Source organism: Sinomonas terricola, from assembly GCF_034931225.1.
In the GTDB taxonomy this organism is placed as follows: domain Bacteria; phylum Actinomycetota; class Actinomycetes; order Actinomycetales; family Micrococcaceae; genus Sinomonas; species Sinomonas terricola.
On sequence record NZ_JAYGGQ010000013.1, the window covers coordinates 130,588 to 154,549 of the forward strand.

Consider the following 23,962-nt stretch of genomic DNA (forward strand, 5'->3'; position numbering starts at 1 on the left):
ACGCGACGTCACGCGCAGTCACGTTGGCACGCGTGAGACGCCGCGTTTCCCTGTTACGGCGTGCCTAGACCCGCCCCTGCGCCGCCCCATACAGTCGAGGCCAAGGATCAAGAGTCCCGGCGACAAGCTCTGGCTGGCCGGGCGGCAACCCTCTCCCGTAGCGGGGTGCCCCAGATGAGGATCCGGCCGCGGTGGCCATCCGCGGCAAGTACGGCGCCCGCAAGGGGCGTCCGGTGGGAATGCCGAGGGACAGCAGATGACCGTGACAACTGTGCAGAACGCCGTCAGCGGGGCGGAGCTCCGCCGCGCCATGGGGCATTGGGCCACAGGCATCGCGGTCATCACCACGGAGCACGAGGGCGCGATTGCCGGCCTCGCGAGCAACTCGTTCACGTCCGTGAGCCTCGAGCCCGCGCTCGTCTCGTGGGCCGTGGACAAGCGGTCCTCGTCCTTCGGCCTGTGGACCTCGACCGACAACTTCGCCGTGCACATCCTGTCCGAATCGCACCGCGATCTCGTGCAGCGGTTCGCGGCGAGGGGAACGGACAAGTTTGCGGGATTGGCCTGGGAGCCCGGCGCGCTGGGCTCGCCAATCGTGGCCGACGACGTCCCGCGCATCGAGTGTCGCCTCTGGCAGCGGGTGAACGCAGGGGACCACGTGATCCTGATCGGCGAGGCAGTGAGCGTCTCGGATCCGGGGAGCTTCCGTCCCCTCACGAACCACGTCTACTGGGCCAAGTAGTCCTTCACACCCTGTAGCCCGCCGAACCGCCGCCCCGGTCGAAGGCGCCTCTCGCCCGGGCGCGGCGGATCGCCACACCCGTTTTCCCCTCTCGTCCCTGCCTTTCACCATGCCGAGCGCACACCCGGTTCGTTCGGCGTGCCTTCACGGCTGCCTCCGCGCGGCCACAGAACCCCCAAGGAACTCCCCCATGAAGAAACTCACGTCCATCGTCGGCGCGACCTCCGCCGCAATCGTCGCCCTCGCCGTCTCGGCCTGCTCGGGCCCGGCCGCCGCCACGAGTGGGGCGCACCAGGTCACGGAACTCCGGTATCAGGGCTCCGCGAACAATGTCACCCTGCCCGAATTGGCCCAGGATCTCGGATTCCTCGGCGACGTCAAGCTCACGTGGGTCGGGAATACGATCAGCGGCCCGCAGGATATCCAGTCCGCCGCGACGGGACAGACGGATTTCGGCGGCGCGTTCGCCGGCGCCGTCGTCAAGCTCGTCGAAGCGGGAGCGCCCGTAAAAGCCGTGGTGAATTACTACGGCGAGGATGAGAAGACCTTCTCGGGCTTCTACGTCAAGAACGAGAGCTCGATCCACGGCGCGCGCGATCTCATCGGCAAGAAGATCGCGGTCAATACGCTCGGCGCGCATTCCGAGGCCGTCATCGACACGTGGCTCGAGAAGAACGGGCTCTCGAAGGACGAGATCAATCAGGTGCAGCTCGTGGTCCTCCCGCCGAACGACACGGAGGAGGCCGTTCGGCGCGGGCAGGTCGACGTCGGCTCGCTGAGCGGGCCCCTCCAGGATCACGCCATCGCGACGGGCGGCCTGCGCTCGCTCTTCAGCGACTACGGGCTGTTCGGCGCCTTTGCGGGCGGCCAATACGTGTTCCGGAGCGATTTCCTCGCCCAGAATCCGGATACCGTGCGCACGTTCACGACCGGCGTCGCGAAGGCCATCGAATGGGAGCGCACGACTCCGCGCGATCAGGTGATCCAGCGCTTCACGCAGATCATCCAGAAGCGCAACCGCGGCGAGAGCACCGCAAACCTCCAGTACTGGAAGAGCGTCGGCGTGCCGAATGCGGGAATTGTTACCGACGCGGATTTCTCCCGCTGGGATTCGTGGCTCCGCGAGACGGGCATCCTGAACAGCCCCATCACGCCGCCCAAGTACTACACCAACGAATTCAATTCCCTCGCGAAAGGGTGAGACATGACCCCGAAAATCAGCCTCCGGGACGTCAGCCAGCATTTCTCGGTGCGCGGCGGAACCTCGCCCGCCCTCGACAGCCTCACGCTCGACGTCCGTGAGGGCGAATTCCTCACTCTTGTCGGGCCGAGCGGCTCCGGCAAGACCACGCTGCTGGACCTGCTCGCGGGGCTTACGAAACCCACATCCGGGCAAGTCCTCGTCAACGGCCAGCCCGTCACGGGCCCCGGCCCCGACCGCGCCATCGTCTTCCAGCAGTACGCGCTCTTCCCGTGGCGCACGGCATCGCAGAACGTCTCGATCGGGCTCGAGGGACCGGGCCTGAGCCACCGCGAACGCGCCGAGAAGGCCAGGTACTACCTCGGCCTCGTGGGCCTCGCGGGGTTCGAGGACCGCTACCCGCACGAGCTCTCCGGCGGCATGAAGCAGCGCGTCGCGATTGCCCGGAGCCTCGCGTTCGAGCCGGACATCCTCCTCATGGACGAGCCCTTCGCGGCCCTCGACGCACAGACCCGCGAGCAGCTCCAGGGTGAGCTCCTGAAGATCTGGCGGGCCACGGGCAAGACGATCGTCTTCATCACCCACGGCATCGAGGAGGCCGTGTACCTCGGCCAGCGCGTCGCCGTCCTGAGCTCGCGGCCCGGGCGGCTCAAGGCGATCGTCGACGTGGACCTTCCCGCGTACGACGACGAGGCCGACATCCGCTCGCACCCCGCCTTCGTCGACTATCGCCACCGGGTGTGGGACCTCCTGCACGACGAGGTCCGCCGCGCCAACGCAGAAAGGATCCCCGCCTGATGAGCACACTCACCGTGCCATCCCTCCGGTCCGCCGAGGCCCCCGGGGAAGCTCCCTCGGGCAGCCGAGGCGAGGGGGCGGGCCGCACGCTCCGGCGAGTCGGCGCCGTCGTCCGTTCCTCCCTGTGGAAGTCCGCGGCGGTCCTCGCCTTCCTCGCGCTGTGGGAGATCGGCCCGCTGTGGTTCGCGCCGCCGTCCACCCAGGTCTTCCTGCCGCCGCTGCACGAGGTGCTCGCGGCCGCCGGGAAGCTCCTCGCGAACGGCGCGCTCGGGGGGCACCTCGCCGCGAGCCTCACGCGCTCGATCGCGGGGTTCGGCGTCGCCGTCGTCCTCGGGGTCGCGGGAGGCCTGCTCATCGCGTGGTACCGGCCGCTCAACTCGTTCATCACGCCGCTGCTCGAGGTTTTCCGCAACACGGCCGCGCTCGCGCTCCTGCCCGTGTTCACGCTCCTGCTCGGGATCGGCGAGGAATCGAAGGTCACGATTGTCGCGTACGCCGCGTTCTTCCCCGTGCTGCTCAACACGATCGCGGGGGTCCGAACGGTTGACCCGCTGCTCGTCCGGGCGGCGCGTTCGCTGGGGCTCTCGAGCCTCGCGCTGTTCCGCAAGGTGATCCTGCCCTCGGCCGTCCCCACGATCTTCACCGGGATCCGCATGGCCGGAACCGCGTCCATCCTCGTGCTCATCGCCGCGGAGATGGTCGGGGCGAAGGCCGGGCTCGGGTACCTGATCGTGAACGCGCAGTCCAGCTTCCTCATCCCGGACATGTACGCGGGAATTCTCACGGTCTCGCTCCTCGGGCTCGCCGTGAACTCCCTCCTCGTCGCGCTCGAACGCCACTTCTCGCGGTGGCGGGTCGAGACCCGCTCCTAGCCTTTCTCCCTCTCGCCAAACCCCACGCAAAGGAATCCAGCCATGACAACGTCGCTCGAAACCCGCCTCGAATTCACCAAGCTCGGCTCGCGCATCGGCGCCGAAATCCGCGGCCTCGACCTGAGCCAGGACCTCTCGGACGAGGTGATCGCCCAGATTCGCGAGGCCCTCAACCGGCACAAGGCCCTCGTGTTCCGCGAGGCTAACATCCGCACGGACGAGGAGCAGGTGCGCTTCGCGTCGCGCTTCGGCCCGCTCACGAAAGCCCATCCCACGGTCGCGTCGGTGGACGGCGCGGAGAACGTCCTCCCCGTGGACAGTGAAGACGGCTCTGCGAACACGTGGCACACGGACGTGACGTTCGTGCTCAACCCGCCGCAGGCCTCGACGCTGCGCAGCATCATGCTCCCGCGATACGGCGGCGAGACGCTCATCGCGTCCTCGGCCGGGGCGTACCAGGACCTGCCCGCCGAGCTTCGCAACTTCGCCGACACGCTCTGGGCCATCCACACGAACGACTACGACTACTCCGTGCCGAAGAACCTCGAGCACCAGAACGCCGAGGACCGCCGCAAGATCTTCACGCGCATCAAGTACCAGACCGCGCACCCCGTGGTCCGCGTCCACCCGCTGACCGGCGAGCGCGGGCTGTTCATCGGCGGCTTCGCGCAGCGGTTGCGCATCGTGGGCCTCTCGAACACGGAGTCGAAGGACGTCCTGCGCCTCCTCCAGGCTTACGTCACGCGGCCTGAGAACGTGGTCCGCGTGAACTGGGAGGCGAACCAGCTCGTCCTGTTCGACAACCGCATCACGCAGCATTACGCGCCATCGAACTACGACGACCAGCCGCGGCGCCTCAACCGCGTGACCATCGCCGGGGACGTCCCCGTGGCGATTGACGGGACGAAGAGCCAGGCGATCGAGGGCGACTCGTCGCAGTACTCCGAGGTCGTCTCCGTCGGGGCGGGGGCTTGACCGTGGCGAGGAAGCTGCATCTCAACGCGTTCCTCATGAGCACGGGCCACCACGAGGCCTCGTGGCGGCTCCCCGAGAGCGATCCGCACGCGGGCACGAGCCTCGCCCACTTCACCCGCCTCGCTCAGACGGCGGAGCGCGGCAAGCTCGACTCCGTGTTCTTCGCCGACTCTCCGGTGCTGTGGGGATCGGTCGCGCGGCGGCCCTCGAGCGCCGTCGAGCCCACGGTTCTCCTCGCGGCGCTCGCCGCCGCGACGCACCGCATCGGACTTATCGCGACGGCCTCGACGAGCTACAACTCGCCGTACAACCTCGCGCGGCGCTTCGCGTCGATCGACCACCTCTCCGGGGGACGCGCCGGATGGAACGTCGTAACGACGGCGGGGGCCGACGCCGCGCGGAACTTCGGCCTCGACGATCAGCCGCTGCACCGCTATCGGTACGAGCGCGCGGCCGAGTTCCTCGATGTCGCCTTCAAGCTGTGGGACTCGTGGGACGACGACGCCGTGCTCGCCGACAAGGCGGCCGGGGTGTGGGGCGACGACAGCCGGGTACGCGCCGTCGACCATTCGGGGCCGCACTTCTCGGTCCGCGGCCCGCTCGATATCCCGCGGTCTCCCCAGGGCCACCCCGTGATCGTGCAGGCCGGCTCCTCGGAGGACGGCAAGGATCTCGCGGCGCGCTACGCCGAAGCCGTGTTCACGGCGCAGCAGACCCTCGAGGAGGCGCAGGCGTTCTACGCCGACCTCAAGGCTCGGACTGCGGCGGCCGGACGCGACCCTGACTCGATCAAGATCTTGCCGGGCATCGTGCCCGTGATCGGCGGGACCGAGGCCGAGGCGCGGCGGCGCGAGCGCGAGCTCGACGCGCTGATCCGCCCCGAGTACGCGCGGGACGAGCTCGCCCGGACGCTTCGCGTCGCGCCCGAGGACCTGCCCTTGGACAGGGAACTGCCCCCGGATCTCCCGGGCGAGGACGAGATCGAGGGGGCGAAGAGCCGGTACACGCTCATCGTGGACCTCGCACGGCGCGAGCGGCTCACGGTACGGCGGCTCATCGGGCGTCTCGGCGGCGGCCGCGGGCACCGGACCGTGGCCGGCACGCCCGAGCAGATCGCCGACGCCCTCGAATCATGGTCCGGGGCGTGGGCCGCCGACGGCTTCAATATCATGCCGGCCGCCCTGCCGTCTGGGCTCGAGGAGTTCGTGGACCACGTGGTGCCGATCCTGCAGGCCCGGGGGCTGTTCCGGACCGAGTACGAGGGCTCGACCCTGCGCGAGCACTACGGGCTCGCACGGCCGGCCACCCAGCTCGCGGAGGTGTAGCGCACCTCCTCAGGCACCGCGCCCCCAACCGGTTTGGACCGGTTGGGGGCGCTGTCGTCGGTTTTGCCCGCCGAACTCCCCACGTTTAACGCCGACCGCCCCAACTTCACGCGTCAACCCGCAGCGTGTTGCCCGAACTGCCGGCGTGTCGCAATTCAGGGGCCTCAGAAAATGGGGAACCCGGCGCAGAAGCTGGGGAACTCGGGCGCCGCCCCGATCAGCCCACGCCGAGATGCTTCTCGAACGCAAGGTGCCCGATCGTCTCGGGATCCGCGTGGAGGTCGAAGAGCGGCGTGTAGCCGGCCGTGAGATACAGCGCGACGGCCTCGGGCTGCCGCGGACCGGTCGTGAGGTAGACGCGCGCGTATCCCCGCCGGATGGCCTCGGATTCGAGGGCGGCAAGCACCGCGCGAGCCAGGCCCCGGCGTCGGTGCGCCGCATGCGTCCAGATGCGCTTGAACTCCGCGGTCCGGGCGTCGAAGCGCCGGAACGCCCCGCCGGCCACAGACTCCCCCGCCTCGCGCACGATCAGCAGCGTGCCGTGCGGCGGGGCGAACTCCTCCGCGGGAAAGCGCGTGAGCTCGTGCGAGGCCCCGCCATACCGGTCGCCGTACCGCGCGGTGTACTCCTCGAGGAGTCCTGCGAGCAGGGGCGCGACGCGCGGGTCACCGAGCCGGAGCTGGAGGATCGACCGGGCGGGCCCAGCCTGAGCGGCGACGGCGGTCGGCGAGCGATGGGCGGTCATGTCGGTCCTTCCAGGAGGTGCGTCGGCGGCACGGTGCGCAAGCGGGGCGCGGAGCGAGCAGCCAGGCTCGTCAGCCCGCGAGGCCGTGCACGAGGGCGACGGCGGATTCGAGCCGCGCGGAGGGTTCGGGCGTGAGCTGGGCGAGGAGACGCCGGGCGAGGGCGTCGGTGTCCCGGAATGGCGCGGCGTTGCTGCGCGGGCGCGCGAAGGCGCCGGCTCCCCAGCCTGTCGTTCCGGCCCCGACCGCGAACAGCCACGCGAACGCATCGCCGAGGACCCGCGCGTCGTCGCCCGTCCGAAGGCGCCCAGCGGCGTCCTCGCGCGCGAGCCCGTCGGCGGCGAGCGCCCGCAGGAGTGGATTGGCCGAGCCCGCCACGGCGGGGCCGGGCAGTCGCGCCTCGACGAAGACGCTCGCCGAGGCAGTCAGGCTGCCAGCCGCCGCCGTCGCGCGGAAGAGCCCGGAGGCGTCGTCGCCCTCAACGCGGAGGCCCGGCCCGAGGAACCGCACGAATCCGGCTCGTTCGAGCGCGAGCAGCTCGCGGAGCCGCCGAGGCGGCGGGCCGGAGTCCACGAAGCTGAAGAAGCCGTGCCACCACCCGCACACGACCTCGCGAGACGCGGGCGAGAGCCGTTCAAGCGGCACGAGCCGCCCGAGTTCCATGTAGGCGCGGAGGATCCCGAGGAACAGCCCGAGCGTCTCGGTGTGCTCGCCCGAGTCCCGCAGGCGCAGGTCGTCCTGCACGTGGCGCACGACGGCGCGGTGCACCTCGTCGGGCGAGCCCGAGAGTCCGTCGAGCGGCCGGTCGAGGCGGTCGAGGTCGAGGCGGTCTGCGGCGACGGGGACGGCGGAGCCAATGAGCGCGTCGAGCTCGGTGCGGGACCGCTCGCCCCGGGCGGCCGCCTCGAAGCGGGCCGAGAACTCGGCCCAGGAGGCAAGCACCCGGTCGGGGTAGCCCGTGAACAGCTCGCGGTAGTACCCGTACTCGATGTCCCTCGCGATGAGCGGCCACAGATCGCCGACGAAGTCGATCTCGCCTCGCCGCGCGAGGAGCGGCGCGACGGCCTGCTCCGTGAGGAATCGGAGCGGCTCGGGCTCCTCTCCGCGCAGGGGCCCGCGCGCCTTGGAGCGGTAGGGCACGCCGCGCCGCGACCCCGCGAAAAGCCGCGGCTCGAGGCCCGACGGCACGTACGTGAGCGCGCCCTCCTCGGGCCCAGCCGAGGGATCGGCCGCGAAACGCCCGCCCCGCCCCTCGAACAGCAGCACCGCGAGGTCCACGAACGCGAGGCCGAGCCCCGAGACGATCACGTCGGCGCCCGGCGCGATCCCGGAGAGGTCCGCGTCGGTCGTGTAGTCGGGTGGGACGTACGTGGCGCCGTGCCGGCGCGCGAAGTCTGCGAGGGCGGACGACGACGGCAGCGGCTCCGCATCCGCGTGGCCGAGGGCGAGGACGACGGCGTCGGCCGCGACGTGCCGACCCGTCGCGAGCCGCACGAGCGCCGAACGCGATCCCGCTGGCGCGGGCTCGACCCGGACGGCCGTGTCCCGATGGACGGCGACCGCGACGCCCTGCCGTTCGAGCCGCGCGACCGTGCAGCGGAAGAACCATTCGAGGTACAGGCTCTGGAGGCGGCGCGTCGGGAACGACTCGGCCGTGAGGCCGCGCGCCTCCGCCGCAAGCTCGGGCGCGGCGTCGAGCGCGAGCCGCAGCTCGCCGTCGTCCGCCAGGAAGGTGCCCGGACCGCTCACGTCCATGGACCACTCGAGAAGGCTCGGGCCGTCGGCGGACGGCCCCTCGCACTGCACGGACGAATCGGTGAACATCGTCACGTCCGCGGCACGCGAGTTGAGCGCGAGGAGCGGTGACTGGTCGCGGCGCCAGATGCGGCCCGAGCCCGGAACGTGCGGTTCGATGAGGTGGATGTCGAGGTGCGCGGGAGCGTACTCGGGCAGGCTCGCGGAGAGCCGCTCGAGCAGCATCGCGGCGCGGGGCCCGCCGCCGACGACGGCGAGAACGGCTGGCTTCACGGGTGTCCCCTCGGGTGCGGGCCGGGTGATCAGGCCCTCGGACAAGCCACGCTAGGGGCCGCCCGGGCCGGCTTCCAGCCGCGCGCCACACGCGGTCACGGCCCGTCGCACGGGGTCATCATGACCTTTCGTTTCTGAACGTGACGCTTCACGTCGGCTGGTGACGCCCCGCGTCCAGCGCATTGAGAGGCACTCTGGGCCCTCCTAGATTGAGGCCACTCCCTCCATTCATTGACCTGTCATCCATCGGCGGGCCATCCACAAACCATCACCCGCCCCGAGGAGAACCTCATGTCCGCCGCTTCATCGATCGCAGGCGCCATCCCTGCGGCCCCACCGCGGCCCGTCGGGAAGCCCGACTACGCCGCCTACGCCGTGGTCCCCGCGCGGCACCCGTGGCGCTGGGCCGGCACCGCCGTCGTCGCCCTCGTCACGCTCGCCATCCTCTGGAGCCTCGCGACGAATCCCCGCTGGGAATGGGGCGTCGTGGCCCAATGGTTCACCGCGCAATCGGTGCTTGCGGGCCTCGTCGAGACGCTCAAGCTCACCGCGATCGCGGGGACGCTCGGCTTCCTCCTCGGCTTCGTGCTCGCGCTCATGCGGCTCTCTTCGTCGCCGCTGCTCGTGAGCGTCGCGTGGACGTTCTCGTGGATCTTCCGATCCACGCCTCTGCTCGTGCAGCTCCTGCTCTGGTACAACCTCGGGTACCTGTACGAGAAGGTCAGCCTCGGCATCCCGTTCACCGACGTGCGGTTCTTCGAGGCGCCCACCACCACGCTCATCAGCCAATTCGCGGCCGCCCTCCTCGGCCTCACGCTCAACCAGGCCGCGTACTCGGCGGAGATCATCCGCGGCGGCATCCTCTCCGTCGACCAGGGCCAGCTCGAGGCTGCGGCCGCGCTCGGCATCCCCGCCTGGCGCCGCTCAACGCGCATCGTGCTCCCGCAGGCCATGCGCGCGATCCTCCCAACGGCGTTCAACGAGGTGATCGGGCTCGTCAAGGGGACCTCGATCGTGTACGTGCTCGCCTACTCCGAGCTGTTCTACACCGTTCAGGTCATCTACAACCGGACGCAGCAGGTGCTCCCGCTCCTGCTCGTCGCGACGGTCTGGTACGTCGTCATCACGTCCGTGCTGAGCGTCGCACAGTACTACATCGAGCGGCACTTCGCGCGGGGCGCCGTGCGCACCCTGCCGCCGACGCCGCTTCAGCGCGCGAGCGCTTTCCTTTCGGCGTTCTTCTCGCTGCACGCGCGAGGTGTGCGATGACCACGGGGCTCGTCGAGATCGCCGACGTCCGGAAGTCCTTCGGAGCGCACGAGGTGCTCAAGGGCGTCTCGCTCACGGTCCAGCCGGGCGAGGTCGTCGTCATCCTGGGGCCGTCGGGCTCGGGGAAGTCGACCCTCCTGCGGACCATCAACCACCTCGAGAGGGTCGACGGCGGCTTCGTCGCCATCGACGGCGAACTCGTCGGCTACCGCCCCGCGCGGGGCAGGCTCCACGAACTGCGCGAGCACGAGGTGCTCCGGCAGCGCGCGGAGATCGGCTTCGTCTTCCAGGCGTTCAACCTGTTCCCCCACCTCACGGCCCTCGAGAATGTTGCAGAGGCTCCCGTCTACGCGCAGCGGCGGCCCAAGGCCGAGGCACGCGCGAAGGGGCTCGAACTGCTCGGGCGAGTGGGCCTCGCCGAGCGAGCGGAGGCCTATCCGCGGCAGCTCTCGGGCGGACAGCAGCAGCGCGTCGCGATCGCCCGCGCTCTCGCGCTCGATCCGAAAGTCGTCCTCTTCGACGAGCCCACCTCGGCGCTCGACCCCGAGCTCGTCTCCGAAGTCCTCGACGTCATCCGAGACCTCGCCTCCTCCGGGACCACGCTCATCGTCGTGACGCACGAGCTCGGCTTCGCGCGCGACGTCGCCGACCGCGTCGTCTTCATGGACGACGGCGCGATCGTCGAGGAGGGGACGCCCGCCCAGATCTTCGGGGCGCCCCGCGAGGAGCGCACGCGCGCGTTCCTGTCCAAGGTGATCGAACCAACTTTCCAGATCTGACCGCCGTCGAGAAGTGGCCACGCGTTTGTCGAGAGGTGGCCACTCGTTGACCTTGAGAAAGGAGTCCCCTTGACTCGCGTCCACCGCCCGCTGCCCGCCTGGGCCGCCTCCGCCGTCGTCGTCCTCGCGCTCGCCGGGTGCGCCGATCCGGGGGCCCAGGCCGCCGGGGCGACGGCCACGCCGTCGAACGGCGTCCACTACAACCTCGCCCCGGAGCAGAAACGCATCCGCGCGCAGAAGGATGCGGCGGCGGCCGCGAAGGTCCCGGCGGCGATCGGCGCGGACGGCAAGCTCACCGTCGCGACAACCGGCGGCTCGATCCCGCTGAGCTTCCAGGCCACGGACAACCGCACGCTCATCGGCTCAGAGATCGATATCGCGCAGCTCGTCGCGGACAAGCTCGGCCTCGAACTCGACCTCCAGCAGACGTCGTGGGAGAACTGGCCGCTCAAGACCCAGTCGGGCGCGTTCGAGACCGTGTTCTCGAACGTCGGGATCAACGCGGACCGCGCGAAGCTCTTCGACTTCTCGACGTACCGTGCCGCGTTCATGGGCTTCGAGGCGAGGAAGTCGGCCACGTTCACGGTGAGCGGCGCGGACGACGTCTCGGGCAAGAAGGTCGCCGTCGGCTCCGGCACGAACCAGGAGAAGATCCTGCTCGCGTGGAACAAGGATCTCCAGGCGCGCGGCAAGGCGCCGGCCGAGCTGAGCTACTACGCCTCGGACGCGGACACGATCCTCGCACTCTCGTCCGGGCGCATCGACCTCAACCTCGCGCCGTACCCCTCGGTCGTGTACCGGGCCGCGACGCGCGACGACCTCAAGGTGGTCGGCAAGGTCAACGCGGGCTGGCCCAAGGAGACGCTCGTCGCCGCGACCACGAAGCGGGGCAACGGGCTCGCCGACGCGATCACGGCCGCGGTCAACTCGGCAATCGCGGACGGCTCGTACCGCAAGGTCCTTGACCGGTGGGGCCTCGGCGACGAGGCCGTCCAGAAGTCCGAGACCGTCACGTCCGAATCGCTCGCGCAAAAGGCAGGGAGCTGACATGAAGTTCCAGCTCCTCGACATCATCCCGCATCATCGACATCCGATCACGGGCGAGCGCGTGCGCCCTGCGGATCGGCTCGCCCAGGTCATCGAGACCGCCCGGCGCGCCGAGGCCCTCGGCTTCGACTCGTTCGCCGTCGGGGAGCGGCACGCGGGCGAGTTCCTCTCCTCCTCGCCCGCGACCCTTCTGGCTGCCATCGCCGTCTCGACCTCCCGCCTCCGGCTGCACACGGGGGTCACGGTCCTCTCCGTCCTCGACCCAGTGCGCGTCGCGGAAGACTACGCGACCGTCGACCAGCTCTCCCGCGGGCGCCTCGAGATCACGGTCGGCAAGGGCAACGAGGTGCTCCAGTACCCGCTCTTCGGGCTCGACCTCGCGGACCAATGGGAGCTTCTCGCGGAGAAGCACGAGCTCCTGCGGCGCCTCTGGCGCGAGGAGGGCGTCACGTGGCGCGGGCGCTTCCGGCCGCCGCTCGAGCAGCCGACGACGGCGCTCCCCCGCCCGTTCTCCGGCCCGCCCAGGATTTGGCACGGCAGTGCTACGTCTCTCGCGTCGGCCGCACTCGCCGGGAAGTGGGGCGAACCGCTCTACACGGCCAACGCGATCCAGCCGCGCGAGAACTACAAGGTGCTCATCGACCACTGGCGCGAGCAGTATGCCGACCACGGCCACGACCCCAGGCACGCGTATCTCGGCTCGGGCAGCGGCGCGGGCGGGATCTTCATCGCGGACACGACCCAGGAGGCGAAGCGCCGCTTCGGCCGGGTCTATGAGGCCCTGACCGCGGCCCGAGACGTTCCGGGGAACAACACGCCGTTCCGGGACATCGACCACGCGGTGGCCGAGGGCCCCTCGCTCGTGGGCAGCCCGCAGCAGATCGTGGACAAGATCCTCTCCTACCACGAGCTCTACGGACACGACCTCCAGTCCGTCTCGCTCCCGACCGTCCTGCCGTTCGAGGAGCAGCTCGACGTCCTCGAGCGCTTCGCCCTCGAGGTCATCCCCGCGGTCCGCGCGGCGGCGCCCACCACGCTGTGGGAGGACGGGGATCCCTACGCAGGCCGCGCCGAATCCTCACTCAGCACGCAAGGAGCCGCATCATGACACGATCCAACGGACTCGTCGGCCTCGACCTGGACGACGCCCATCCCTCGGGCTGGCGCTTCGCCGCCACACCGCCGTCGCACGCCTTCTCCCCCGAGCGCTCGCTGCGGCGCGTGCTCGACGCCGAGTCGGCAGGCTTCCATTTCGCGACCTTCTCCGATCCGCTGCCGGTGGGCGGTGCCGACGAGCGCGGGCGGCTCGACGCGGTCCAGCGCGCGGCCCACGCCGCGCCGCTCACGCGGACCATCGCGCTCGTGCCCCAGGTCGAGGCGACGTCGACCGAGCCGTTCCACGTATCAACCCAGCTCGCGAGCCTCGACTACGTGAGCTACGGGCGGGCGGGCTGGCTTGTCGTCGTCGACGGCTCCGCCCCGCGACATGCCGCCGTCGGGCGCGGCCCCCTCTCCGCGGACGAGGCGTTCGCAGAGGGCGCCGACGCCATCGAGGTGATCCGGCGCCTGTGGGACACGTGGGAGGACAACGCCGAGATCCGCGACGGCGCGACCGGCCGCTACCTCGACGCCTCGCGCGTGCACTATGCCGAGTTCCGCGGGCGCAGCTTCTCGATCAAGGGGCCCTCGATCATTCCGCGGCCGCCGCAGGGCCAGCTCCCCGTGTTCGCCCCCTATGGCCAGGTTCCGCCCGCCGAGGCTGACGTGCTCCTCACAACCGCTCCCGCGTGGGACCTGCTCCTCGCCGAGGCCGCCCTCGTGCGCGAGGAGAACCCCGAGCACGTGGTCGTGGCCGAGCTCGACCTCGTCCTCGACGCCCGAGGCCAAACGGGAGGCGAACGGCTCGCGGCGCTCGACGCGACGTCCTCGTGGGAGTCCCCGCACGCGCTCTTCGCGGGCGGCGCGGCCGAGCTCGCCGACTACCTCGGCGAGCTCCTCCGCGTGGCCGACGGCGTGCGGCTCCACCCTGCCGTGCTCGACGTCGACCTCCCCGAGCTTGCCCAGCTCGTCCTTCCCGAACTGCGCCGTCGCGGCCTCCTGGCCCCGACTGTCCCGGACACGTCCCTGCGATACCGCCTCGGGCTGCGCCGCCCGCCCAGCCGCTACGCCGCCGGGCCCCTGCCCGTGTATCCGGCGCCGACCGCCGATTCCACGATCTGAGCCGATTCCACGATCTGAAAGGCGCACCCATGAGCATCCATCCCGACTTCACGCCGAGCGGCAAACTCCAGTTCGGCGTCTTCTTCCAGGGCGTCAACTCGGGCACCGTGTGGAAGCTCCCGCAATCGGGCTCGCAGACGGACTTCCAATCGTTCCGCCGCGTCGCGCAGACCGCCGAGCGCGGCCTGTTCGCAGCGTTCTTCCTCGGCGAGGGGCTACGGCTGCGCGAGCACCTGGGGCGGATCCACGAGCTCGACGTCGCCGGCCGCCCCGACGCCCAGACCATGCTCGCCGCGCTGGCGTCGGTGACGACCCGGATCGGTCTCGTCGCGACGCAGAACACGACGTACAACGATCCGGCCGACCTCGCCCATCGCCTCGCCTCGCTCGATCTCCTCTCCGGCGGTCGCGCGGCCTGGAACGTCGTCACGACGGACAACGCGTGGACCGGCGCAAACTTCCGCCGCGGCGGCTACCTCGCCCACGCGGACCGGTATCGGCACGCCGAGGCGTTCGTCGAGGCCGCGCTCGAGATCTGGGACTCGTGGCGTCCCGGCGCGCTCGCCTCGGATGCGCGAGGGAGCACGACGGCGCGGCGCTGGCTTGCGCCCGACTCCGTGCGGCCCGTGCGCCGCGAGGGCCAGCACTACACCGTGGACTACGAGCCGCGGCTTCCCCGCAGCGCGCAGGGGCGGCCCGTCCTGTTCCAGGCCGGCGATTCGCCCGAGGGGCGCGACTTCGCGGCCCGGCGCGCGGACGTCATCTTCTCGGCCCATCCGGGCTTCGAGGACGCCGTGGAGTTCCGGCGGGACCTCGTGTCCCGGACCCTCGCCGCCGGGCGCCGGCCCGAATCGCTCAAGATCATGCCCGCGAGCGAGTTCGTGCTCGCGGAGACGCCCGCGGCCGCGCGCGAGAAGCTCGCGTGGCTCCGCGAGCTCCAGATCGGGCCGCAGCAGGCCATCGCGTATCTTGAGCAGTTCTGGGGCCGGCCGCTCGGCGGCTACGATCCCGCGGGGCCGCTCCCCGACGTCGACCCCGCCGTCGAGACGACCTCCGAGACGCGCGGGAGCGGCTTCCACGGGGCGAAGGCGCGCGAGCTCGCCGCATCGTGGCGTGCCGAGGCCTCGGAGAAGGGCTGGAGCATCCTCGAGTTCGTGCGCCAGCGGAATGCCCGGGCGTCGCGGAGCTTCGTCGGCTCGTATTCCGAGGTCGCCGACCGCCTCGCGGAGTACGCGCGCGTCGGGGCCGTGGACGGCTTCAACATCTCGCCATGGCTCGTGCCGAGCGGCCTCGACGACATCGTGGAGCGCCTCGTTCCCGAGCTCCAGTCGCGGGGCGTGTACCCCGCCGAGTACACGGGCACGACCCTGCGCGAGCACCTCGGCCTCGAGCTCCCGGCCACGAGCTGGGCCTGAGGCTGCGAGAGCTGGCCACGCGATGGAATCCCCACGCGTGGCCAGCTCTCGCCGAACCCGTGGCCAGCTCTCGCCGAACCAAAGGCCACGTCTCAGCTCTTGGGCAGGCCCTGCGGGTTGAGCTCCGAGTGCGGGACGGCCTCCGAGGTCAGGCCCCACCGGTCGAGGATCCTCCCGTACGCCCCCGAGGCGATGAGCTTGTTGAGCGCGGCCTGCGCCGCAGCCGCGAGCCCGTTCCCCTTCTTCGTCGTGAACGCGATCTGGGCAGTGAGCGGCCATCCGCCGTTCAGTGTGCCGACCTGCTTCGTCTTGCCGTCCCGTGCGGCTTTGTAGGCAGCGCTCGCGTTCGGACCGAAGGTGAGATCAGCGCGACCGGACTGGATGGCGAGCGAAGACGCGGAGTCGTCGTCGTAATACTGGAACTGGACCGCTGGAAGGCCCGCCGCCTTGTTCTGCTGGTCCCACTTGACGAGGATCGCCTCCTGGTTCGTTCCGGAGCCCACGATGATGCGCTTGCCCGCGACGTCCTTGGGCTCCTTGATCTCGCCGATTGTCGAGTCGCTCTTGGCGTAGAAGCCAAGGAGGTCGTTCCGGTAGCTCGCGAAGTCGAACTTCTCCTTGCGGGCCTCGGTGACCGTCACGTTCGAGAGCACGGCGTCGTACTTCCCGGACTCAACGCCGAGCGGCCAGTCGGCCCACGCGACCGGCGAGACCTCGACGGTCAGGCCGAGCGTCTGCCCGATCGCGTAGGCGAGGTCGACTTCGTTCCCGATGAGCGTCTTGTTGTCGGTCGCGAAGAACGTGAGCGGCGCGCTGCCGCCCGTCGTGACGACGGTCAGCTTGCCCCGCGCCTTGATGTCTGCGGGAACGAGGGCCGCAGCCGCGTCATCCTTGGGCGCCTGGATGCGGTCCTGCTGGGGCGTGAGGTTGAAGATCTTGCCCGCCACGGTGGGCTGGCTCGTGGTGCCCGCGGCCTGGGCGCCGGGGTCCGCGCACGCGCTCAGCCCGGCGAGGGCGACGGCGGCCATCGCGACGGTGGCCACGGTGGCCTTTGCGACGTTGGCCCGTACGACGGCGGTGTGCCCGGCACGCGTGCGACGGCGGGCGGCAGGCGAGCGAGGGGCCTCGCGTTCGGCGGGGCGGGCTGGGAATCGTGTCATCTGGGAACTCCGGGTGCTGGGGCGGCCCTCGTGGGCCGCATATGCGACCACTGAACACGCTCGCAAGAGGCCCTCTCAAAGCCGCCGACGCACGCCGAAAAAGGTAGAAATCCGCGGCAACGCGGGGCAATGCGCGGTCACGGAACGTCGCGGGGCGTCACCTCCGGCGCAGCATTCACCCACGTCAGCCTGATAACGCAGCAGTAACGCACCGATAACAATCCATTCGATGGAATAACTCCAGCGATTCGATCGCCAACCCAAACAGAAACCCCCAACCAAGGAGTTGAGTCCCATGACGAAGCTGACCATCACCGAACTGACCGCCGAGACCGTCGAGCTGCTCCCGGGCCGCGAGACCCTCATGTTCGACGTGAACTGGACGGGCATCCTCGCCTCGAACAGCTCGGTCGCCCTCAACGCTGTGACGTTCGGCTCGGTCGCGAACAGCGCCGCCGGCCAATTCATCACGGTCACGCAGGGCTGACCCGGCCGGGCCATCCCGGGGCGGCCACCTCCCAGCACGGCCGCCCCGGAGACCCGGAGGGACTCCCGCACTGGCGAGCGCCGCCGTCGTCCGCCTCCTCGCGACCCACCGCCCGGCTCCCCTGCCGACCCACGCTTCTTCCCGAACCAGCCAGACACCCCCAGGAGAACCGGCCATGACGCAAGCACTCGCCGCAGCGCCGCAGCGCTGGCAGCGCGCGGCCGGGATCGAGCTCCTGGGCCTCGTCTCCGGATCGGGGCTCAATCGCTCGACGTACCTCGTGCGGCGCGCGGACGGGCAGGTCGTGCAGCTGAGCGAGCTCCTCCACCGCATCGTCGAAGAGGCCGCCCGGCCGCTCGCGTCGGGAGAGCTCGCCCGGCGCGTGAGCGCGCGCTTCGGCAAAGAGCTCGACGTCGATGGCCTCACCCTCCTCGCGGAGGCCAAGCTCGAACCGCTCGGGCTCCTCGAGCATCCGGAAACCGCAGCCGCGGCCCCCGCGCCCACGGCGACGCCGCTCCTCGCGCTCAGGGCGAAGGCGACGATCGTGCCGAAACGCGCCGTCGTGCGCCTCTCGCGGCTCCTCCGCCCTCTCTACGCCGTCCCCGTCGTCGTCGCGGCGTGCCTCGCGCTCGTCGCCCTCGACGTCCGGATCCTCGTGACCTCCAACGCGGGCGCCGCGCTCAGCGACGTCCTCATGACGCCCGCGATGCTCCTCGGGCTCTTCGTCCTCATGAGCCTCGGCGCGCTCGTCCACGAGATCGGCCACGCGACCGCGTGCCGCTACGGGGGTGCGACGCCGGGTGTGATCGGCGTCGGGCTCTACGTCGTCTTTCCCGCGTTCTACACGGACGTCACGGACTCGTACCGGCTCAGCCGCGCCGGGCGCATCCGCACCGATCTCGGCGGGCTCTACTTCCACCTCTGGTGGGTTCTCGCGATGGGCCTCGTGTACCTCGCGACGGACAGCCCGCTCCTGCTCCTGCTCATCATCATGACCCAGCTCCAGATGGTGCAGCAGCTCCCGCCCGCGATCCGCCTCGACGGCTACTTCGTTCTCGCCGACCTTGCGGGCGTCCCAGACCTCTTCGCCCGTGTGGGGCCCGTGCTCCGGAGCCTCGTGCCCGGGCGCCCGGCCGATCCGAGAGTGAGCGAACTCAGGCCGGCCTCGCGGCTCATCGTGACGTGCTGGGTCCTCGTCGTCGTGCCGTTCCTGGCCGGCGTCACCGTCTGGCTCGCCGTGAGCCTCCCCTACATCCTCACGACGGCGATCCAGGCGATCACCGCCCACGCACGGCACCTCTCCCTGGCGCTGGCCGCCGGCCAGCCGATCGACGCCGTCCTCGCGCTCCTCGCGATCGGGATGCTCGCCCTCCCGGCCATCGGCTCGGTGCTCATGCTCGCGCAGGCCTTCGGGACCATCACGCGGGCCGTCATCCGCCGGCTCACGCCCCGCCTCACGACTCCCCGCCCGCGGCACCTGTCGCAGCGGCCCAAGCTCCGGACCGGCCGCCACAGCTGATCCGGACCAGCTCTCACCCGTTGAGAGTCACCGACCAAGACCCTGAAAGGGGGTGAAAATCATGCAGAAGCTCACCATGGCCGACCTCGCCGCCGAGGATGTCGAGCTGCTCCCCGGACGCGAGACCCTCGTGTGGGACCTCAACTCCGCTCTCGTCGCCGCGACGAACGCCTCTTTCGCCGTGAACGCGGCAACCGTGCTCTCGTCCGCGAACAGCGTGGCGCTCCAGGGGATCACGGTCAACCAGCACTGATCGTGACCCGCGGTCCCGGCCGCGCTGCACCCACCCAGACCCGCGCCGGGCCGCCCACACCACCTAGGAGGACATCATGACGGCATTCACTGCCGCGGACGTCGCCGTCGAGCATGCCGAGCTGCTCCCGCAGCGGGACACCATGCTCTTCGACATCAACGTCGCGCCCGTCGTCGCAGTCAACCTCGCGATCGCGGTCAACGCCGCAACCGTCGGGTCGACGGCGAACGCCACCGCGCTCCAGTTCGTCGGCGTGCTCCAGCACTGACCGGCCCCGGCCGGGACCCGGCGCCCTGCGGAGGGGAAACCCCCGCTCGGCGCCCGGACCGGCCTTCACCCCAGCCACACCCCCGGCGCCGAGGCGCCACCACCTCAGGAGATCATCATGACCAAGCTCACCATCGCAGAACTGTCCGCCGAAACCGTCGACCTGCTCCCGGGCCGCGAGACGCTCCTGTTCGACGTCAACTCGGCCCTCATCGCGGCCCAGAACGCGTCGTACGCCGTCAACGCGACCACGATCCTCTCGCTCGCGAACAGCACCGCGCTTCAGGGCGTGACCGTCACGCAGGGCTGAGCCCCGACGCGAAGGAGGGAGGCCCGGTTGCCCGGGCCTCCCTCCTTGCGTGCCCCCGTGGTCTTCCGCCGTGCTCCCCAGCGTTCAGACGCACGACGGCGCAACTCGCCGGTGGTTCCCCGCGGCGCGCCGTGACGTGAAGCCTAAAGTTGGGGAGCTCGGCGCAGCGCTGGACAGTTCGGAGGGCGGAACGCGGTGCCCCGCGCCGTCAGTGGAAGAAGTGACGTGAACCCGTGAAGTACATCGTCACGCCCGCGGCCTGCGCGGCCGCGATGACCTCGTCGTCCCGGATCGATCCGCCCGGCTGCACGACAGCCCGGACCCCGGCGTCGAGCAGGATCTCAAGGCCGTCCGCGAACGGGAAGAACGCATCCGACGCCGCGACCGCTCCGCGCGCCCGCTTGGGCGCGGCCCCGCCGTCGGCCTCCACGCCGCCGCCTGCTGCCCCGCCGGGCGCGTCGACAGCGGACTCCACCGCGACGCCCAGCGTGTTCGCGCGCTCGACCGCGAGGCGGCACGAGTCCACGCGGTTGACCTGGCCCATGCCGACACCGACCGAGGCGCCGTCCTTCGCGAGGAGGATCGCATTGGACTTCGCCGCGCGCGAGGCCTTCCACGCGAACGCGAGGTCCGCGAGCGTCGCCTCGTCCGCCGGCTCGCCCGCGGCGAGCGTCCAGTTCGCGGGGTCGTCGCCCGCGGCGTCGAGACGGTCGGAGACCTGCACGAGCATGCCGCCCGAGATCTGGCGGAACTCAGTCGGGTACCGGTCGTAGCCCTCGGGAAGCGCGAGCAGGCGGATGTTCTTCTTCTTGGAGAGGATCTCGACGGCCTCGGGCGCGAAGTCGGGCGCGACGACGACCTCGGTGAAGATGCCCGCGAGCGTCTCCGCCATCCCCTTCGACACCGTGCGGTTGGCCGCGACGACGCCGCCGTAGGCCGAGACGGGGTCGCACGCGTGGGCCTTGCGGTGCGCGTCCGCGATCGGGTCCTCGGCGCCGGGGGTCGCGACGGCGATGCCGCACGGGTTCGCGTGCTTGATGATCGCGACGGCGGGCTCGGCGAAGTCGAACGCGGCGCGGAGGGCGGCGTCGGCGTCGACGAAGTTGTTGTAGCTCATGGCCTTGCCGTGGAGCTGGTCGGCCTGCGCGATGCCCGCGGGCGCCGCCTTGTCGACGTACATCGCGGCCTGCTGGTGGGGGTTCTCGCCGTAGCGGAGCACCTCGGAGCGCTCGAGCGCGAGGCCCGCGTAGGCGGGCCACTGCACGACGCCCTCGGCGTCCTCGTCGAGGAACTGGCTGGCCGTCCACGTCGCGACCGCGGTGTCGTAGGCGGCCGTGTGGGCGAATGCCTTCGCGGCGAGCCGCTGGCGCGTCTTGAGATCGAAGCCGCCCGCCGCGGCCGCGGCGACGACCTCGCCGTAGAACGAGGGGTCGACGACGACAGCGACGGCAGCGTGGTTCTTCGCGGCCGAGCGCACCATAGCCGGGCCCCCGATGTCGATCTGCTCGACGACGTCGTCCATCGCCGCCCCCGAGCGCACGGTGTCGACGAACGGGTAGAGGTTGACGACGACGAGGTCGAACGGCTCGATCTCGAACTCCTCGAGCGTCTTCATGTGCTCGGGGACGCGGCGGTCCGCGAGGATGCCGCCGTGCACGCGCGGGTGCAGGGTCTTGACGCGGCCGTCGAGCATCTCGGGCGAGCCCGTGACCTCCTCGACCCCCTGCACCGGCACGCCGATCGCGGCGATGCGCTTCGCCGTCGAGCCCGTCGAGACGATCCGCACCCCGGCCGCGTGGAGGCCCTTCGCGAGGTCCTCGAGGCCGGTCTTGTCGTAGACCGAGATGAGGGCACGTCGGATGGGAACACGGTCAAGCTGGATCACGGGGCACTCGTCTCTCGCGCACGGCACGTCAAGGGGTGTGGTCGGCCTCATTCTATCGAGGGCCGGGGCGAAGGCATGAGCCGCCCGGCGGCGCGGAGGCGCACGGGCTGACAATCGCGCCCCGGCTCCCTAGGCTGAAGGCGCGCCTCGCAACGCGGGGACACTCTTGACGCGAGCGGATTGAAGGAGAACTCATGGGATTCACGCCGAGCCACGCCATCCTGCGCCTTGCCACCGGGGCCTACATGATCAATTCGGGCGTCTCCAAGCTCTCGCTCGACGAAGAGAGTGCCGAGGCCATCCAGAACATGGCGGCCAACGCGATCCCGCAGGTCAAGCAGATCCCGGCCGCGACGTTCGGCAAGGCGCTTGCCGCGAGCGAGATCGCGCTCGGTTCGGCACTCGTGCTGCCGTTCGTGCCGACGAAGCTCGCTGCCCTCGGCCTCACGGCGTTCGGGGTCGGCCTCGTTGCGACGTACGCCAAGACCCCCGGCCTCACCCACGCCGACGGCGTCCGCCCGACGCCCGCGGGCGTCGCGATGGCGAAGGATTCGTGGCTCGCGGCAATCGGCCTCGCGCTACTCGTCGACCGCAAGCGGCGCAAGGACCCCAAGCCGGCGAAGCCTGTCAAGGCCTGAGGCCTACCGCCACAATTCGCGGGGCCTGAGCGCGTTTTTCGGCCGGGACGTCCGCGAGTTGTGGCGTTTTGAACGGCGCCGCCGATCAGACCGTGGCCGGCGGCGCAAGCTCCCCGGCCGCGAGCCGACGCAGCACGTCGACGAGGAGCCTCCGCTCGACGATCTTGATCCGCTCGTGGAGGCTCTCCTCGTCGTCGTCCGGCTCGACGGCGACCGCCTCCTGGGCGATGATGGGCCCCGTGTCCACGCCCGCGTCGGCCCAGTGGACCGTGCACCCTGTGACCTTGACGCCGTAGGCGAGCGCATCGCGCACCCCGTGCGCGCCCGGGAACGCGGGCAGGAGGGCGGGGTGCGTGTTGACGTAGCGCCCCCCGAAGCGCTCGATGAAGTCTGCGCTCACGATCCGCATGAAGCCCGACGAGACGACGACATCCGGCGCGTAGGAGGCCACGCGATCGGCGAGCGCGGCGTCCCACTCGGCGCGGGTCGCGAATGAGTTGAAGTTCACGACGAAGGTCTCGAGCCCGGCCTCCTCGGAGCGCTCGATCCCGTAGGTCCCCTCCCGGTCGGCCCCTACGGCCGCGATCTCGAGATCGAGGTCACCGGCCTTCGCCGCGTCGATGACAGCTTGGAGATTGGAGCCGGTGCCGGAGACGAGGACCACGATGCGCATGGGTCAACGATATTCGGTGCTCCGGCCGCGTCACGCCTTGGCCGCGACACCTTCCGCGCGGGCGAGCTGCCCGCGTTCGAGCCACGGCCCAAGTGCGTAGCCCAGGACGGCGCCGATCGCGGTCTCTGCCCCGACCCACACGAGCGTCCAGAGGGGGTTCGGGCCGAGCTGCGTGAAGCGCCCCACCCCCCCGGATCCGCCCGCGAGCCACGCAGCCCCGGCGCACAGCGCTCCGCCGACGAGGCCCACGAGCGCGCCCACGACGAGGGCCGAGACCGAGGCCGTGAACCAGCGCGCGGGAACCTTGATCGCGAGCCATTCGTCGAAGTGGTCCTCCCCCGCGCGCTGGAACCACCAGCCGCCGAACACGCCGGCGATGACGGGCAGCACGAGCGCGGCGGACGCCACGGGCACGGACGAGGTCGGGATGGCCGCGAGCGCGGGGATCGGCGGAAGCGGGCCCACGGCCGTCGTGAGGGCGCTCGCACTCGAGCCGACGCCGAGCGACACGCCCGCCCCGGAGGACCAGCCGAGCGTCCACACCGCGAGGTTCGGAGCGTAGCCGAGCTGCGCGAGCGTGAGCGCGGCACCGCCGACGCCGCCGGCCCCGAGGGCCTCGTACACCGTTGCGATGTCCGCCCACCTCACGGCGAGGTCCACCGTGAGGAGCGCCGCGGAGAGGCCGAGCGCTCCAACCGCCGAGACGTAGCCCGCGCGGATGATGGCCCACGCGTAGCTCCCGGCCCAGCGCGAGTACTGGCCCGTGCGGGAGATCCAGTCGACGGCCTCGACCCCGATGAGGCGCGCCCACGAGCCGGCCTCGCGGCGCGCCCCGACGACGAGGCCGAGGAGCACCGGGACGAGCGGGACCGCGGCGCCGAGCCCCACGCCCGCGCTCACTTCGGGCGTGCTGCACACGAACGCGGTCGCGAACCCGGCGGCCGCGTAGAGGGCCGCGGCCCCGAGGAGGCCCTGCCACAGCGTGTCCGCGTACGACGCGCGGGCGAGGCGGCGCCCCGCTCGCCACGAGAGGAAGAACGGGATGAGCGCAAAGCCGAGGGGCACGAACGCGAGGACGCTCGACGTCGGCGAGGCGCCGCCGTCGGCCGCCACGCCCGCACCGTTCAGCCGGAGCGGGACGCCGTGGACCACAAGCCAGGCCTGCCCGCCGAGGCGCGCCGCGTGGTCCAGAGGGAAGGAACCGAAGCCGCCCGTGAGCCATACCGCCGCGATGGGGACGAGCACACCGACGGCGGAGATGAGCACCGCCTGGAACGACTCGACGGCGCCCTGGAGCCACAGCGGCATGGGGAGGCCTCGGAGCCCGGACTGGTCGGCGCGCAATTTCATCGCGAT

Annotated in this window: 24 protein-coding genes and 1 riboswitch; of the genes, 18 read left to right on the top strand and 6 right to left on the bottom strand. The window is 70.9% G+C overall.

Features of this window, described 5'->3' with window-relative positions; all coding sequences use genetic code 11:
• Window positions 1–105 precede the first annotated feature (105 nt).
• Window positions 106–217, top strand: a riboswitch (SAM riboswitch).
• Between the two features lie 39 nt (window positions 218–256).
• The 6 genes from SPF06_RS16360 (at window position 257) to SPF06_RS16385 (ending at window position 5,913) form a co-directional block, all read left to right on the top strand.
• The gene (locus tag SPF06_RS16360; protein WP_323280194.1) at window positions 257–742 is read left to right on the top strand and encodes a flavin reductase family protein; all 486 of its coding nucleotides are present in this window, start codon (window positions 257–259) and stop codon (window positions 740–742) included.
• A gap of 190 nt (window positions 743–932) precedes the next feature.
• Window positions 933–1,943 (top strand): ABC transporter substrate-binding protein, encoded by a 1,011-nt coding sequence (locus tag SPF06_RS16365; protein ID WP_323280195.1) that lies wholly within the window; start codon window positions 933–935, stop codon window positions 1,941–1,943.
• A 3-nt stretch (window positions 1,944–1,946) separates the two neighbouring features.
• The gene (locus SPF06_RS16370) at window positions 1,947–2,741 is read left to right on the top strand and encodes an ABC transporter ATP-binding protein (RefSeq protein WP_323280196.1); all 795 of its coding nucleotides are present in this window, start codon (window positions 1,947–1,949) and stop codon (window positions 2,739–2,741) included.
• Complete coding sequence (locus SPF06_RS16375) at window positions 2,741–3,613, top strand: ABC transporter permease (protein WP_323280197.1); 873 nt, start codon at window positions 2,741–2,743, stop codon at window positions 3,611–3,613. Before SPF06_RS16370 ends, SPF06_RS16375 begins: the two co-directional genes overlap by 1 nt.
• Before the next feature lie 42 nt (window positions 3,614–3,655).
• Window positions 3,656–4,588 carry a TauD/TfdA dioxygenase family protein gene (locus SPF06_RS16380; protein ID WP_323280198.1) on the top strand — a complete coding sequence of 311 codons (933 nt, stop codon included), beginning with the start codon at window positions 3,656–3,658 and terminating at the stop codon, window positions 4,586–4,588.
• Window positions 4,589–4,590: 2 nt separating this feature from the next.
• Window positions 4,591–5,913, top strand: coding sequence for an LLM class flavin-dependent oxidoreductase (locus SPF06_RS16385; protein ID WP_323280199.1), 1,323 nt, complete (start codon window positions 4,591–4,593; stop codon window positions 5,911–5,913).
• Between the two features lie 217 nt (window positions 5,914–6,130).
• On the opposite strand, the gene SPF06_RS16390 is transcribed toward SPF06_RS16385, so the two are convergent.
• Window positions 6,131–6,658: a GNAT family N-acetyltransferase gene (locus tag SPF06_RS16390; RefSeq protein WP_323280200.1), complete on the bottom strand. Its 528-nt coding sequence runs from the start codon at window positions 6,656–6,658 to the stop codon at window positions 6,131–6,133.
• A 70-nt stretch (window positions 6,659–6,728) separates the two neighbouring features.
• Window positions 6,729–8,684 carry an FAD/NAD(P)-binding protein gene (locus SPF06_RS16395; protein WP_323280201.1) on the bottom strand — a complete coding sequence of 652 codons (1,956 nt, stop codon included), beginning with the start codon at window positions 8,682–8,684 and terminating at the stop codon, window positions 6,729–6,731.
• Window positions 8,685–8,975: 291 nt separating this feature from the next.
• On the opposite strand from SPF06_RS16395, the gene SPF06_RS16400 reads away from it, so the two are divergent.
• From SPF06_RS16400 to SPF06_RS16425, 6 genes are all read left to right on the top strand, one after another.
• On the top strand, window positions 8,976–9,953 hold the full coding sequence (locus SPF06_RS16400) for an amino acid ABC transporter permease (RefSeq protein ID WP_323280202.1): 978 nt from the start codon (window positions 8,976–8,978) through the stop codon (window positions 9,951–9,953).
• Window positions 9,950–10,732 (top strand): amino acid ABC transporter ATP-binding protein, encoded by a 783-nt coding sequence (locus tag SPF06_RS16405; protein ID WP_323280203.1) that lies wholly within the window; start codon window positions 9,950–9,952, stop codon window positions 10,730–10,732. Before SPF06_RS16400 ends, SPF06_RS16405 begins: the two co-directional genes overlap by 4 nt.
• 69 nt (window positions 10,733–10,801) lie before the next feature.
• Complete coding sequence (locus SPF06_RS16410; RefSeq protein ID WP_323280204.1) at window positions 10,802–11,779, top strand: ABC transporter substrate-binding protein; 978 nt, start codon at window positions 10,802–10,804, stop codon at window positions 11,777–11,779.
• 1 nt (window position 11,780) lies between these two features.
• Window positions 11,781–12,887 carry an LLM class flavin-dependent oxidoreductase gene (locus SPF06_RS16415; RefSeq protein WP_323280205.1) on the top strand — a complete coding sequence of 369 codons (1,107 nt, stop codon included), beginning with the start codon at window positions 11,781–11,783 and terminating at the stop codon, window positions 12,885–12,887.
• Window positions 12,884–13,999, top strand: a complete 1,116-nt coding sequence (locus tag SPF06_RS16420; protein WP_323280206.1) for an LLM class flavin-dependent oxidoreductase — start codon at window positions 12,884–12,886, stop codon at window positions 13,997–13,999. The genes SPF06_RS16415 and SPF06_RS16420 overlap by 4 nt, the downstream gene beginning before the upstream one ends.
• Before the next feature lie 29 nt (window positions 14,000–14,028).
• Complete coding sequence (locus SPF06_RS16425) at window positions 14,029–15,414, top strand: NtaA/DmoA family FMN-dependent monooxygenase (protein WP_323280207.1); 1,386 nt, start codon at window positions 14,029–14,031, stop codon at window positions 15,412–15,414.
• Between the two features lie 92 nt (window positions 15,415–15,506).
• Here the strand turns inward: SPF06_RS16425 and SPF06_RS16430 are convergent, their stop codons facing one another.
• On the bottom strand, window positions 15,507–16,442 hold the full coding sequence (locus tag SPF06_RS16430) for an ABC transporter substrate-binding protein (protein WP_323280239.1): 936 nt from the start codon (window positions 16,440–16,442) through the stop codon (window positions 15,507–15,509).
• A 427-nt stretch (window positions 16,443–16,869) separates the two neighbouring features.
• Between SPF06_RS16430 and SPF06_RS16435 the strand changes: the two genes are divergently transcribed.
• The 5 genes from SPF06_RS16435 (at window position 16,870) to SPF06_RS16455 (ending at window position 19,410) form a co-directional block, all read left to right on the top strand.
• Window positions 16,870–17,061, top strand: coding sequence for a hypothetical protein (locus tag SPF06_RS16435; protein ID WP_323280208.1), 192 nt, complete (start codon window positions 16,870–16,872; stop codon window positions 17,059–17,061).
• A gap of 175 nt (window positions 17,062–17,236) precedes the next feature.
• A complete protein-coding gene (locus SPF06_RS16440) occupies window positions 17,237–18,580 on the top strand; it encodes a hypothetical protein (RefSeq protein WP_323280209.1) in 1,344 nt (447 codons plus the stop codon).
• Between the two features lie 61 nt (window positions 18,581–18,641).
• Entirely contained in the window at window positions 18,642–18,833 is a 192-nt protein-coding gene (locus SPF06_RS16445) for a hypothetical protein (protein WP_323280210.1), read from the top strand.
• A 76-nt stretch (window positions 18,834–18,909) separates the two neighbouring features.
• Window positions 18,910–19,101, top strand: coding sequence for a hypothetical protein (locus SPF06_RS16450; protein WP_323280211.1), 192 nt, complete (start codon window positions 18,910–18,912; stop codon window positions 19,099–19,101).
• A gap of 117 nt (window positions 19,102–19,218) precedes the next feature.
• Entirely contained in the window at window positions 19,219–19,410 is a 192-nt protein-coding gene (locus SPF06_RS16455; protein ID WP_323280212.1) for a hypothetical protein, read from the top strand.
• Window positions 19,411–19,618: 208 nt separating this feature from the next.
• Here the strand turns inward: SPF06_RS16455 and purH are convergent, their stop codons facing one another.
• The gene (purH, locus tag SPF06_RS16460; RefSeq protein WP_323280240.1) at window positions 19,619–21,292 is read right to left on the bottom strand and encodes a bifunctional phosphoribosylaminoimidazolecarboxamide formyltransferase/IMP cyclohydrolase; all 1,674 of its coding nucleotides are present in this window, start codon (window positions 21,290–21,292) and stop codon (window positions 19,619–19,621) included.
• A gap of 197 nt (window positions 21,293–21,489) precedes the next feature.
• Here purH and SPF06_RS16465 point away from each other — a divergent pair, with 197 nt between their 5' ends.
• Window positions 21,490–21,933 carry a DoxX family membrane protein gene (locus SPF06_RS16465; protein ID WP_323280213.1) on the top strand — a complete coding sequence of 148 codons (444 nt, stop codon included), beginning with the start codon at window positions 21,490–21,492 and terminating at the stop codon, window positions 21,931–21,933.
• A gap of 85 nt (window positions 21,934–22,018) precedes the next feature.
• On the opposite strand, the gene purN is transcribed toward SPF06_RS16465, so the two are convergent.
• Window positions 22,019–22,606, bottom strand: a complete 588-nt coding sequence (gene purN, locus SPF06_RS16470; RefSeq protein WP_323280214.1) for a phosphoribosylglycinamide formyltransferase — start codon at window positions 22,604–22,606, stop codon at window positions 22,019–22,021.
• Window positions 22,607–22,636: 30 nt separating this feature from the next.
• Complete coding sequence (locus tag SPF06_RS16475) at window positions 22,637–23,956, bottom strand: cell division protein PerM (RefSeq protein ID WP_323280215.1); 1,320 nt, start codon at window positions 23,954–23,956, stop codon at window positions 22,637–22,639.
• Between the last annotated feature and the right edge of the window lie 6 nt (window positions 23,957–23,962).

Bases quoted from the DNA above. Each gene is read 5' to 3' on its own strand.
- SPF06_RS16465 (WP_323280213.1), top strand. From the start codon at position 21,490: ATGGGATTCACGCCGAGCCACGCCATCCTGCGCCTTGCCACCGGGGCC.
- SPF06_RS16370 (WP_323280196.1), top strand. From the start codon at position 1,947: ATGACCCCGAAAATCAGCCTCCGGGACGTCAGCCAGCATTTCTCGGTG.
- SPF06_RS16455 (WP_323280212.1), top strand. From the start codon at position 19,219: ATGACCAAGCTCACCATCGCAGAACTGTCCGCCGAAACCGTCGACCTG.
- SPF06_RS16435 (WP_323280208.1), top strand. From the start codon at position 16,870: ATGACGAAGCTGACCATCACCGAACTGACCGCCGAGACCGTCGAGCTG.
- SPF06_RS16375 (WP_323280197.1), top strand. From the start codon at position 2,741: ATGAGCACACTCACCGTGCCATCCCTCCGGTCCGCCGAGGCCCCCGGG.
- SPF06_RS16450 (WP_323280211.1), top strand. From the start codon at position 18,910: ATGACGGCATTCACTGCCGCGGACGTCGCCGTCGAGCATGCCGAGCTG.
- SPF06_RS16400 (WP_323280202.1), top strand. From the start codon at position 8,976: ATGTCCGCCGCTTCATCGATCGCAGGCGCCATCCCTGCGGCCCCACCG.
- SPF06_RS16405 (WP_323280203.1), top strand. From the start codon at position 9,950: ATGACCACGGGGCTCGTCGAGATCGCCGACGTCCGGAAGTCCTTCGGA.
- SPF06_RS16360 (WP_323280194.1), top strand. From the start codon at position 257: ATGACCGTGACAACTGTGCAGAACGCCGTCAGCGGGGCGGAGCTCCGC.
- SPF06_RS16380 (WP_323280198.1), top strand. From the start codon at position 3,656: ATGACAACGTCGCTCGAAACCCGCCTCGAATTCACCAAGCTCGGCTCG.
- SPF06_RS16420 (WP_323280206.1), top strand. From the start codon at position 12,884: ATGACACGATCCAACGGACTCGTCGGCCTCGACCTGGACGACGCCCAT.
- SPF06_RS16440 (WP_323280209.1), top strand. From the start codon at position 17,237: ATGACGCAAGCACTCGCCGCAGCGCCGCAGCGCTGGCAGCGCGCGGCC.
- SPF06_RS16425 (WP_323280207.1), top strand. From the start codon at position 14,029: ATGAGCATCCATCCCGACTTCACGCCGAGCGGCAAACTCCAGTTCGGC.
- SPF06_RS16445 (WP_323280210.1), top strand. From the start codon at position 18,642: ATGCAGAAGCTCACCATGGCCGACCTCGCCGCCGAGGATGTCGAGCTG.
- SPF06_RS16365 (WP_323280195.1), top strand. From the start codon at position 933: ATGAAGAAACTCACGTCCATCGTCGGCGCGACCTCCGCCGCAATCGTC.
- SPF06_RS16415 (WP_323280205.1), top strand. From the start codon at position 11,781: ATGAAGTTCCAGCTCCTCGACATCATCCCGCATCATCGACATCCGATC.
- SPF06_RS16475 (WP_323280215.1), bottom strand. From the start codon at position 23,956: ATGAAATTGCGCGCCGACCAGTCCGGGCTCCGAGGCCTCCCCATGCCG.
- SPF06_RS16430 (WP_323280239.1), bottom strand. From the start codon at position 16,442: ATGGCCGCCGTCGCCCTCGCCGGGCTGAGCGCGTGCGCGGACCCCGGC.
- SPF06_RS16390 (WP_323280200.1), bottom strand. From the start codon at position 6,658: ATGACCGCCCATCGCTCGCCGACCGCCGTCGCCGCTCAGGCTGGGCCC.
- purN (WP_323280214.1), bottom strand. From the start codon at position 22,606: ATGCGCATCGTGGTCCTCGTCTCCGGCACCGGCTCCAATCTCCAAGCT.